Annotated in this window: 11 protein-coding genes; 10 read left to right on the forward strand and 1 reads right to left on the reverse strand. The window is 39.3% G+C overall.

Translation table 11 applies throughout. From position 1 onward, the window contains the following. Positions 1-84 precede the first annotated feature (84 nt). The 6 genes from QLG01_RS05030 (at position 85) to rdgB (ending at position 6,146) form a co-directional block, all read left to right on the forward strand. Positions 85-768, forward strand: a complete 684-nt coding sequence (locus QLG01_RS05030) for a Fe2+-dependent dioxygenase (protein WP_199943599.1) — start codon at positions 85-87, stop codon at positions 766-768. Positions 769-1,226: 458 nt separating this feature from the next. Next, positions 1,227-2,924, forward strand: a complete 1,698-nt coding sequence (gene leuA / locus QLG01_RS05035; protein ID WP_282495956.1) for a 2-isopropylmalate synthase — start codon at positions 1,227-1,229, stop codon at positions 2,922-2,924. Between the two features lie 83 nt (positions 2,925-3,007). Next, complete coding sequence (locus QLG01_RS05040; RefSeq protein WP_049837917.1) at positions 3,008-4,168, forward strand: homoserine O-acetyltransferase; 1,161 nt, start codon at positions 3,008-3,010, stop codon at positions 4,166-4,168. After that, the gene (gene metW / locus QLG01_RS05045; protein ID WP_001217230.1) at positions 4,168-4,761 is read left to right on the forward strand and encodes a methionine biosynthesis protein MetW; all 594 of its coding nucleotides are present in this window, start codon (positions 4,168-4,170) and stop codon (positions 4,759-4,761) included. Before QLG01_RS05040 ends, metW begins: the two co-directional genes overlap by 1 nt. Then, positions 4,758-5,345: a tetratricopeptide repeat protein gene (locus tag QLG01_RS05050; protein ID WP_013198993.1), complete on the forward strand. Its 588-nt coding sequence runs from the start codon at positions 4,758-4,760 to the stop codon at positions 5,343-5,345. The genes metW and QLG01_RS05050 overlap by 4 nt, the downstream gene beginning before the upstream one ends. A 174-nt stretch (positions 5,346-5,519) precedes the next feature. Then, positions 5,520-6,146, forward strand: coding sequence for an RdgB/HAM1 family non-canonical purine NTP pyrophosphatase (rdgB, locus tag QLG01_RS05055; RefSeq protein WP_282495957.1), 627 nt, complete (start codon positions 5,520-5,522; stop codon positions 6,144-6,146). A 189-nt stretch (positions 6,147-6,335) separates the two neighbouring features. Here rdgB and QLG01_RS05060 read toward each other — a convergent pair whose 3' ends face one another. Further along, positions 6,336-7,211: a permease gene (locus QLG01_RS05060; RefSeq protein WP_282495958.1), complete on the reverse strand. Its 876-nt coding sequence runs from the start codon at positions 7,209-7,211 to the stop codon at positions 6,336-6,338. 251 nt (positions 7,212-7,462) lie between these two features. On the opposite strand from QLG01_RS05060, the gene QLG01_RS05065 reads away from it, so the two are divergent. From QLG01_RS05065 to QLG01_RS05080, 4 genes are all read left to right on the forward strand, one after another. After that, positions 7,463-7,681, forward strand: a complete 219-nt coding sequence (locus QLG01_RS05065; RefSeq protein ID WP_004794775.1) for a Sec-independent protein translocase subunit TatA — start codon at positions 7,463-7,465, stop codon at positions 7,679-7,681. A gap of 12 nt (positions 7,682-7,693) precedes the next feature. Next, on the forward strand, positions 7,694-8,128 hold the full coding sequence (gene tatB / locus QLG01_RS05070) for a Sec-independent protein translocase protein TatB (protein ID WP_005302167.1): 435 nt from the start codon (positions 7,694-7,696) through the stop codon (positions 8,126-8,128). Next, positions 8,125-8,895 (forward strand): twin-arginine translocase subunit TatC, encoded by a 771-nt coding sequence (tatC, locus tag QLG01_RS05075; RefSeq protein WP_005302163.1) that lies wholly within the window; start codon positions 8,125-8,127, stop codon positions 8,893-8,895. The genes tatB and tatC overlap by 4 nt, the downstream gene beginning before the upstream one ends. Before the next feature lie 175 nt (positions 8,896-9,070). Then, positions 9,071-11,251, forward strand: a complete 2,181-nt coding sequence (locus tag QLG01_RS05080; RefSeq protein WP_282495959.1) for an alkaline phosphatase PhoX — start codon at positions 9,071-9,073, stop codon at positions 11,249-11,251. Positions 11,252-11,282 lie beyond the last annotated feature (31 nt).

Raw genomic sequence — 11,282 nt, forward strand, 5'->3', positions numbered from 1 at the left:
TGGAATTAATTAAAGTTCATATAAAATAGCCTCATAACGAGGCTATTTTTACAAATGAAGTATCTATATTAAAAGGTGTTTGCTGTGATTCATCATATCCCCAATGTTTTAAGCAAAGAGCAAGTTGCCGAGTTTCGTAAACTCATGGAAGATGCCAACTGGGTAGGTGGAAAAGTAACTGCTGGCACCTTATCTGCTTCTGTTAAAAGAAATCAGCAGCTTTCTGAACAAGACCCGCTTACTCATCATTTAAGTGATATTGTCATTAAAGCAATTTGGCAAAATCCAGTGTTTCAGGCTGCGGCTCTACCCCACAAAATTATTCCACCACTTTTTAATCGTTATGATGAACATGAAAGCTTCGGTTTTCACGTGGACAACTCAATTCGTCTTATCCGTGGTACTTCTGAGCAGCTCCGCACCGATTTATCTTGTACGCTATTTTTAAGTGAACCTGATGAATATGAAGGCGGTGACCTCGTTATTGAAGACACTTATGGTTATCACGAAGTCAAATTACCCGCAGGTGATGTGGTGCTCTACCCGTCTACTAGCCTGCATGAAGTTAGTAGTATTACTTCAGGTACTCGTTTTGCTTCTTTCTTTTGGGTTCAAAGTTTGGTACGCGACGATAGTAAACGCCATCTTTTATTTAACTTAGATGAAAGTATTAGAGAATTACGTAAAACACACGGCGACAACTATCCAGAAGTCATGAAGCTCACCAACATTTATCATAATTTAATTCGAATGTGGTCAGAGCTATAACTACATTTATTTTTGCCTTATTGAGATCATATAACTTCTTTTACCTCAATTTGGCAAAAATATGAAAATTATTTTCTAATAAATATAAAACTGCGCAAAATTAGAAAATTATTTTCTAATTTCTGAGATTAAAATTACGATAAGAATTTTGCACAAGGTGTAATCATTGTTTAGATGTGATATATCTAAATATCAAGATTACCAGCAAACCATCAAACTTATTATTTCACGGTCTAGAGATGAAAACGAATTACTTGTTTGCCCAGCCTACTCAAGCAAGACATCATCCGCAACTCCTGATGCTGCGCCAAGCGCGCGTATAAAAATTTTGTCTGCTTTCTAAAGCAGCACTTTGAAGTTCCCTTTAATTTTTCTGAATTAGATACCATATATTAAGTAGAGACGTTGCCTTTTAAATATATCCAGAGCAACTGCGCTACGAGACAAGGAGTTTTCTCATGATGTTGGCTGACCCAAGCAAAAAATACCGCCGTATGTACCAACGAGTGGATTTACCAGATCGCCAATGGCCAAATAAAGAAATTACAAAAGCGCCAATCTGGATGAGTACTGATTTACGTGACGGTAACCAAGCAATTTTTGAACCGATGAACATGGAACAAAAATTCAAAATGTTCAAAATGCTTGTAAAAATCGGTTTTAAACATATTGAAATCGGTTTCCCTTCTGCGTCTCAAATTGACTTCGATTTTACTCGCATGTTGATTGAAGAAAATCATATTCCTGATGACGTATATATTGAGGTTTTGGTTCAAGCACGTGATCATTTAATTGAACGTACTTTTGAATCTTTGGTAGGTGCTAAACGCGCAATTGTGCATATTTATAACTCTAACTCTCCAACCTTCCGTCAAAAGGTGTTGAATGTAGATGTTGATGGCGCAAAACAATTAGCAATTAATGCTGCTCAAAAAGTTAAAGAGTATGCAGCGCAATATCCTCAAACTGACTGGATTTTCCAGTACAGCCCAGAGTGTTTCTCTGCAACTGAATTAGAAGTCGCTAAAGATGTCTGTGATGCCGTCACAGAAATTTGGGATGCACGTCCAGACCATAAAGTGATTTTAAACTTACCCGCGACTGTAGAAGTTTCTACACCAAATGTTTATGCAGACCAAATTGAATGGATGCATCGTAATTTGGCACGTCGCGATGGCGTGATCATTTCTGTTCACTGTCACAATGACCGCGGCTGTGGTATTGCTGCATCAGAACTTGCGATTATGGCGGGTGCTGACCGTGTTGAAGGTTGTGTGTTCGGTAATGGTGAACGTACAGGTAACGTTGACGTTGCAGCGATTGCATTGAACATGTACACCCAAGGTGTAGCGCCAGAGTTAGATTTCTCTAACATTAATGAAGTGATTGCAACGGTTGAAGAATGTACTGGTTTACCGGTACACCCTCGCCATCCATATGCAGGTGACTTGGTATTTACTGCATTCTCTGGTTCACATCAGGATGCAATCAAAAAAGGCTTCGAGTACCAGAAAAACGAAGAAATCTGGGATATGCCTTACTTGCCAATCGACCCGAAAGATTTGGGCCGCGACTATGACGCAGTTATTCGTGTAAATAGTCAGTCTGGAAAAGGTGGTATCGCTTACTTATTAGAAGCGAACTACAACGTTGTATTGCCTCGTCGTTTACAAATCGAATTCAGTCAAGTTGTTCAACAATATGCTGATGATAATGGTACAGAAATTAATGCAAAAGAAATCTGGACCTTGTTTAAAGATACTTATGTTGATGTGAAAAACCACCATTACACAGTCAAAAACTACAGATTATCTGATATTAATGGCACTCAAATCATCGAACTTGATGTTGATGTTGAAGGTGAAACACAACAACTTCGCGGTGAAGGTAATGGACCAATCTCTGCATTCTTAAATGCGCTTCAATTACCAATTGACGTATTGAACTATGAAGAACGTAGCATTAGTTCAGGTGCAAATGCGAAAGCATTAACCTTGATCGAACTTCAAGTCAAAGGTACAGGTAAAGGTTCATTTGGTGCGGGTGTTCATGACAATACAGTCACCTCATCGATTGAAGCAATTATTGCATGTACTAACCGTTTGATTGATCAAGGCGTTTTAAGTACAGATCAGGTAGTTGCCGCCGCTGTTTAATTTAAAAAAACTCTTTTGAAAGGATACCTAGCTTGGTATCCTTTCTTTTTATTCCTGAAAGATTTAAAAGGCGAAATGTTCCCGTGTCTTTTCCAGCTGATTCAGTGGGGTTAGTCACTCCGCAAAAGTTCCAATTTGAAGAACCATTACATCTTGAATGTGGGCGTGTTTTACCACGTTTTGAATTAATGGTTGAAACTTACGGCACTTTAAATGCAGATAAATCAAATGCCATTTTAATCTGTCATGCTCTTTCCGGACATCATCATGCAGCAGGTTATCACCATGAAGATGATAAAAAAGCTGGATGGTGGGATAGCTGTATTGGCCCGGGTAAAGCAATCGACACGAATAAGTTTTTTGTAGTTTCGCTCAATAATATTGGTGGATGTAGCGGCTCAACTGGCCCAACGTCACCAAATCCTGAAAATGATAATCGCCCTTATGGACCGGATTTCCCGTTAGTAACGGTACGCGACTGGGTCAAAACTCAAGCCATGCTTTCTGACCTTTTAGGCGTAGATGCTTGGTATGCAGTTGTGGGTGGATCATTAGGAGGCATGCAAGCACTACAATGGTCAGTCGATTATCCTGACCGCTTACAAAAGTGTGTGATTATTGCCAGCGCACCAAAGCTTTCAGCACAAAATATTGCATTTAACGAGGTTGCGCGTCAGTCGATCTTGTCTGATCCAGACTTCCATCATGGTCGTTATTTAGAAAATGATAGCTACCCGAAACGTGGCCTGATTTTGGCTCGCATGGTCGGTCATATCACCTATCTTTCAGAAGAAGCCATGAAACAAAAATTTGGCCGTGATTTAAAATCTGGCAAATTTATGTATGGTTTTGATGTCGAGTTTCAAGTCGAAAGCTATCTTCGTTATCAAGGCGAACAGTTTAGCCGTAACTTTGATGCCAATACTTATCTCATCATGACCAAAGCTTTAGATTATTTTGACCCATCACGTGAATACAATCATTCGTTAACAGAAGCGATGGGTAAAACCAAATGTCAGTTCCTGATTGTCTCATTTACAACAGACTGGCGTTTTGCCCCTAGTCGCTCTCAAGAAATTGTAGATGCACTTATTACCAATCATAAGCCTGTAAGTTATCTCGATATTGATGCTGAGCAAGGCCATGACTCGTTCTTATTCCCGATTCCACTGTATGTCAAAACCATGCGCGCTTTCTTAGGCGGTGAAGAACACTTAAAATCGACATCACTGGAGGCAAGTTAATGCGTATTGATCAACAACTGGCAGAAAAGTGGATTAAACCCGGCTCAAGCGTACTCGATTTAGGGTGTGGTGATGGTGAATTACTCGCTCATATGAGCCAAAAGCATCAAATTCGTGCTTATGGTTTAGAAATTGATCAAGAAAAGATTGCAATTGCCGTCAGTCGCGGGTTAAATATTATTCAACAAGATTTGAATCTCGGTTTGAGCCGTTTTGCCGACCAGTCTTTTGACTATGTGGTTATGGCACAGGCTTTGCAAGCCGTAGATGCACCGGATGTTTTATTAAGAGACATGGTGCGTGTGGGTAAACAGGCAATTATTACTTTTCCAAACTTTGCGCATTGGAAGACTCGTTCTTTTCTTGCATTAAAAGGAATGATGCCTGTATCGGATGCTTTACCATATATGTGGTATAACACCCCCAATATTCATTTATGTACATTTAAAGATTTCGAAGCACTCTGTGCTGAAAATCAGATACAAATTATTAATCGACTCGCCGTCAATGGAAATCAGCAGGGAAGCCTGTTAAGCAAACATGTTCCTAATTTGTTTGGTGAAGTCGCTATTTATCGAGTGAGTGCACTATGAAAAAGACATTATTTAGCACACTATTTGCAGGACTGCTAAGTATGCAGGCTCATGCAGATTATATCGCCCAGCCACAATCGGTTGCGAGTCAGGCTGCACGCTTTTCAACAATGGGGGTTAATGACCTTCAGAAAGCTGCAAAAGCTGGTCAAGCAGGCGCGCAATTTTACCTTGGTACACACTACCAATATGGTAAAGATGTAGAAAAAGACGAAAAACAAGCTTTCGCATGGTTTAAAGCAGCAGCTGATCAAGGTTTATCGCCAGCACAACTCAACGTGGGTCGTATGTACGCCGACGGTATTGGTGTTAGAAAAGATGAGTCAATGGCTCGTAAATACTTTGAAAAAGCAGCAAGCAATGGTGATAACCGTGCAAGCTACAACCTTGCGATGATGGAAGAGCAAAAGAAAAACTACGTTGGTGCTTACCAGTGGTATGAGCTTTCAACTCGTGATGGCATGCTCGACAATAAAGTGATTAGCCTATCTGAAGGTAAGAAAACTGCTCTAGCGGCGAACTTAACTCAAGAACAAATCCGTACAGCGCGTGACCGTGCAGACAAATGGATTCAAGCACAATAATAACGGTTCATCCGTAAAAAACCTTACTCGACTAAAGCCACCTTGTATGCTCTACAAGGTGGCTTTAGTTTAGGTTATCCCATTTTATATTCTATTTATTTCCCTCTATATCCCCTCTTAAAAAACACGTAACATAACTCACGTTCGATATTAGCTATAAAGTTTGGTTTTATTATGTCTACCCCACATTGGTTTGATCAGGGCAGTTTAGTTCTTGCCAGCAATAACAAAGGTAAAGTCGCTGAGTTTGAAAAACTTTTTGAACAGCTTAAGTTACCTGTAGAAATTATTCCTCAAGGTCGCCTTAATATTCCCGATGCAATTGAAGATGGCTTAAGCTTTATTGAAAATGCCATTATTAAAGCTCGTCATGCCTCTAAAATTTCAGGTAAACCTGCTATGGCTGACGACTCAGGCATTTGTGTTCCTGTTTTAGATGGTGCACCTGGCATTTACTCTGCACGCTATGCTGGAGAACACGGTGACGATGCAGCGAACAATGCCAAATTATTAAATGATCTTTTGCCATTTCGTAAAAATGGTGAAGTGATTGAAGGCATGTTTGTGTGTGTACTTGCTCTAGTAACACATGCTGAAGATCCTTTGCCACAAATTTTCCAAGGCATCTGGCACGGCGAAATTTTAGAAGCTGCACGTGGTGAAAATGGCTTTGGTTATGACCCACTGTTCTGGTTACCTGAGCTACAAATTTCTAGCGCTGAACTTTCTAAAGAAGACAAGAATAAGATTAGTCATCGTGGACAAGCGATGCAGTTATTTAGAGAAAGTTTGCAGAAGTAAAACTTTAAAGCCATTTGCTATCGTGCTAGGCGACATGGATGTCGCCCGTCGAACTGCGACATCACGGATGTGTCGTCAGTTCGACAAATGGTTTTGTTGCTTTTGACGAAACAAAAGTAAAGTATTGCTTACATACACAAAATAAGCATATAACCACTATTCAAAGGCAGCCTAATCTAATTATCTTACTTAGAAATAAAGATGCAAAAATACTGCATAAATCGCAATACATACACAACTCACAATCGTCCCAGAAGCAATATAAGCCGCAGATCTTCCTGTTCCTTGATAATGTGTTTCTAGCGCTACAATATTGGCTGCTGGTGGCAGACAGAACATTAAAAACATGACTCCAATTTGCTGACTTATATTTGGAATCGGTAGAAATCTATAAGTTAAGCCACAAAGAATAAGTCCACACACCACCTTAAATGCTTGAGCTTTGGTGCTGTAGATTAAGTCTTTTAAATGCACTCTAGTACGACATAACCACATTCCCAATACACACATTCCAGCAAATGTCATTGCGAACTTGGCAACCTCATATACCCAATGTATGGCAGAATGCTCGATATGCTGAGCACCTAACAACCTGAGCACAAGCGCGCAAAAGATTGAAATACAAGGTGGAGAAGTTAAAACTTTTTTTAATATATTGAGCTTACTTTGTGGTGCAGTAGTGACTGCCGTAACAGCCCATGCATTTCCAAAAAGAGACATTCCAATATATAACGCAACAATTGGGGCCGTAGCATCAGGGCCAAATAAAGCCATGGCAAAAGGAAAACCGAGCCAGCCCATGTTGGTATAACTAACGCAAAGCGCTAATAATCTGTCTTTAAATAAAGCTAAATATGCAAAGAAAATAAGAAATGCTGAACCGAAGCTAAAGAGCATCAAACTCAAACTACCCGGCTGATAAAATACCATGTTGTAAATAATCACAACTGGAATTAGTAAGCGGGCAAGCCAAGCTGAAAGAACAGGTTTTATCGTTTCTGAAAAAGAAGTCTGAGCAAGTAAAAGTCCAGTGATAAACGCCAATATTGGCAATAATAACGCCACGTTTTCTACTCTCACCCATCAAAATCAGTTTGTTATGCTACACCTTTTCAAAGTGAAATGTACTCTCCATTTCAAGTAATTTAAGCTTCACTTTCTCAGCTCTCTCTAAAATAAAAATCCAATACAGCCTTTATAAAACTACCCTTTTAGATTTTGACTGACGTTTATTGTCTTAAAAATGACATATAAATGTCACATTGTTGTCATGGCAACCTGTTGATATAAAGCAAACTGAAAAGAGGTATAAGATCATGGCCGGTTTATCTATTTGGCACGTCGTTATTTTTGCAATTGTCGTTATTTTATTATTCGGTACATCTAAATTAAAAAATATCGGTAAAGACGTAGGCGGTGCAGTAAAAGACTTTAAAAAATCAGTTCGTGAAGAAGACGAAACTGCTGCTCTTAATACTCCACGTACAATTGATGCCCAAGTCAAAACCCCTGACAGCACATCAGTGAAAAGCTAAAGGTTTTCCACCATGCTTGATGTAGGAATGACAGAGCTACTCTGTTTTGCAATTATTGCAATTTTAGTTTTAGGCCCAGATAAACTACCAGAAGCCGCACGCTTTGCTGGTCGCTGGTATGTTCGCCTAAAACGTTATATTACCAATTTGCAAAATGAGATTGATCAAGAGTTGCGTCTTTCTGAATTTCGAAAAGAAATGCAAGAAGAACTCAACCGCATTGAAGCACTAGAACGCAAAGTACAACAACAACTTGAAGAAATACAAAAACAGACTACTTCAGACAATTCAGAAAAAACTGAGGTAGCTGAAACTATATCTCAGTCTACGATGTACTCCCCTGTATCGGGTCATTATGAAGTGCCCTTTCTTGCCAAATTTACACCTTTGGTATCTGAAAGCGACACTTTAGAAACACCTCCCGTTAAATTGAAGATCGCCGTATGAACCAACTGCCTTCAACGACTGTAAATACGCAAGAAAATTTAGACCAAATGCCAATCATGAATCATTTGGTCGTTTTAAGACGTCATTTATTTAGGATTGTCGGGGTAACATTATTTTTATTCTTTTGCTTATTACCCTTTCGAAACCATACTTACCAATTATTATCTGAACCTTTAAGGCTGCAACTTCCAGCATCATCGTCAATGATTGCAACAGATGTAACTGCAACCTTTATGGCGCCGTTTAAGCTCAATTTATTTGTCGCGCTTGTGCTGGCAATGCCATTTATTCTTTATGAAATCTGGACTTTTGTCCGCCCAGCGTTATATCAAAAAGAACGTCATTTAGCGCTGCCATTACTCATCGGTAGTATCGTTTTGTTTTATGCCGGAGTTGCCTTTGCATACTACATTACACTTCCTGCGATTTTACATTTCTTTATTAGTGTATCGCCTGAAACTGTTGCACCTATGACGGATATTAATAGCTACCTAAGCTTTTGCTTAAAGCTGTTTTTAGTTTTTGGTGTCACTTTTGAAATTCCAATCGCGACGCTTCTACTGATTTTAATTGGTGTGGTAAATACAAAAAGTCTTGCTGAAAAAAGACGTTTTATCATTGTGGGCTGTTTTTTTGTAGCCATGTTCATTACCCCACCAGATGCAATTTCTATGGTGATGTTGGCAATACCGATGTGGTTGCTTTTCGAACTTGGATTATTGTTCGGTAAAATTCTTGAGAAAAGAAAAGCTCAATCTGCTGAATAAAATGATATCTAAGAAAAAGCCTGAACCTCTAAGTTCAGGCTTTTTTATCTAGGTCACTTTTTAATCTACAAAGCCATAAACTGTCTTCAAAGTGACTTAAAAATGTAAGAAAAGTGTCATTTACAGTCCATAGAATCAACTCAACAAATATACTCACAAAAGTTACGGATTTATTATGACAACTGCTTCTAACCACCCAACACGTCGCGATATTTTAAAATGGTTTACGGGGATTCCTTTTCTTCCATTAGGTGCGATGGCTACGGCAGCAACGTTAGCAGGATGTAACGATAGTAATGATGATTCAGACGTTACCACTCCATCAAAACCAATTAACTTTAAAAATGCAACGTTCACGTCAATGCCTGCTCCTTCCGTTGTAGCTGATATTGCCACGACAGCATGTGCATCAAAGCTTGCTATTTCATGGGAAGATGGCAGTAAAACTGAATATCAACTTGCTTACAAACCATTCTTCTTAACAGGTACAGAAGTTCCTGATGGTAAAGGCGGAAAGATTATCGCGGGTGGTTATGTTGACATTAATAATAAGCCAATTATTGATAAATCAGTTGCAGGTAAAGAACGTCAATTCTTTTCTGACTGTCCAGATGGTAGTTCTCTGATTAGCTTTAAACAAGCGACTGGCAAAGATTTCACAGATGCAGACAAGAAAGCATTAGGTGTAACTGGTAACCCAGTGTTCCATGTGGTTCAGTTTGAATATTTATCAAAAGACCAAAATGGTGGTGATACTTACGGTAAATTATCATCTCCGATTGCAGTGCTTACTTTAGATCAAGACCCGAAAACTGGTCATTTGACTTTAATTAAATATCACAATGTAGACACTTCAAGTGCACATGGTTTATGGATTACTTGTGGTGCAAGCTTGTCACCATGGGGAACTCATTTATCGAGTGAAGAATATGAGCCAGATGCTTTCAACCAAAAGTTAGGTCAATCACTTTCAACACTTAAAGCATTCAGTAAAAATGTGTATGGTGATGAAAATGCGGCTAACCCATATAACTACGGTCATTTACCAGAAATTACCGTAAATGCAGATGGTACAGGTCGTGTAACAAAGCACTACTGTTTAGGCCGTATTTCACATGAGCTTGTACAAGTTTTCCCAGATAACCGTACAGTTTTGATGGGTGACGACTATACCAATGGTGGTCTCTTCATGTTCGTTGCAGATAAAGAGAAAGACCTATCTGCCGGCACACTTTACGTTGCAAAATATACAACAGTACTTACAGATACAACGACGGGTCAGATCTCATGGATCAAACTTGGTCATGCAACAAGTGTAGAGATTGAAAACCTAATCAAGAGCGGTATCAAAGGAACTGATATTTTCGAATCGGTTCTACAAATTGCCAAATATCCAAGCGATGCAACGACAGCAGAAGTTGAAGCTATTGATGCTGGAGATAAAGGTACACCTGAACAACAAGTTTTAGCAAAAGCTGCGAAAGATCGTTTAAAACTACAACAAGCTGCTCAAAAAGCAGAATTAGAAGCTCAAGGTTTTAAATTTACTTATTTGAGCAAAACTGGTGTTTATCTCAAGCTTAAAGATAACAGCGACAAAACTAAACTTGCTGCGGCTTTCCTTGAGACACACCGTTATGCTGCTTACGTTGGCGCTTCAATGGCATTGACCAAGAACGAAGGTACGACTGTAAATATTGCAGATAAACGCGCATATTCAGCTTTAGCTAACATTGTTGATTCAATGGTTGAAGGTGGTAGCGGCTACCTTGCTGAGCACAACGTTAAATTCCCGAAAATCACGGCTGGTGGTATTTTGGAGCATAAACTGACAGGCGGCCAAAAAGACAGCTCAAATGTAGCAATTAACAGTGAATGGGTACCTAGCCAATCTAGTCTTCTCATTAAAGGTAAAGACATTAGCTTTGACAGCTTAGGTAACACTGCTGATCCAGAACAGATTGCTAGCCCTGACAACTTGAAGTTCTCTGAAAAGCTACGTACGCTATTTATCGGTGAAGACTCTGGTAACCACTTAAATAACTTCTTATGGGCTTACAATGTCGACACTAAACAGCTCATCCGTATCTTGTCTACACCAGCAGGTGCAGAATCAACTGGTCTACATGCAGTTGATGAAGTAAACGGTTGGACTTACATCATGAGTAACTTTCAACATCCAGGTGATGAATGGAATCGTTTCTATAAAGAAACTAACGGTGTTCGTACTGGTATCAGTGCAGATTTACTTTCGCAAATTGATACTGCGATTAATACAAACTACAGCAATAAATTTGCAGCAGCGGTTGGCTATATCACTGCCGACCCAATTGCTCCATCTGTTGTGAAAAAATAATCTCTTTCACCAAAATAAAAGAAACCTGCCT

Origin of the sequence: Acinetobacter sp. V89_4 (genome assembly GCF_029967875.1) — a bacterium.
In the GTDB taxonomy this organism is placed as follows: Bacteria; Pseudomonadota; Gammaproteobacteria; order Pseudomonadales; family Moraxellaceae; genus Acinetobacter; species Acinetobacter oleivorans.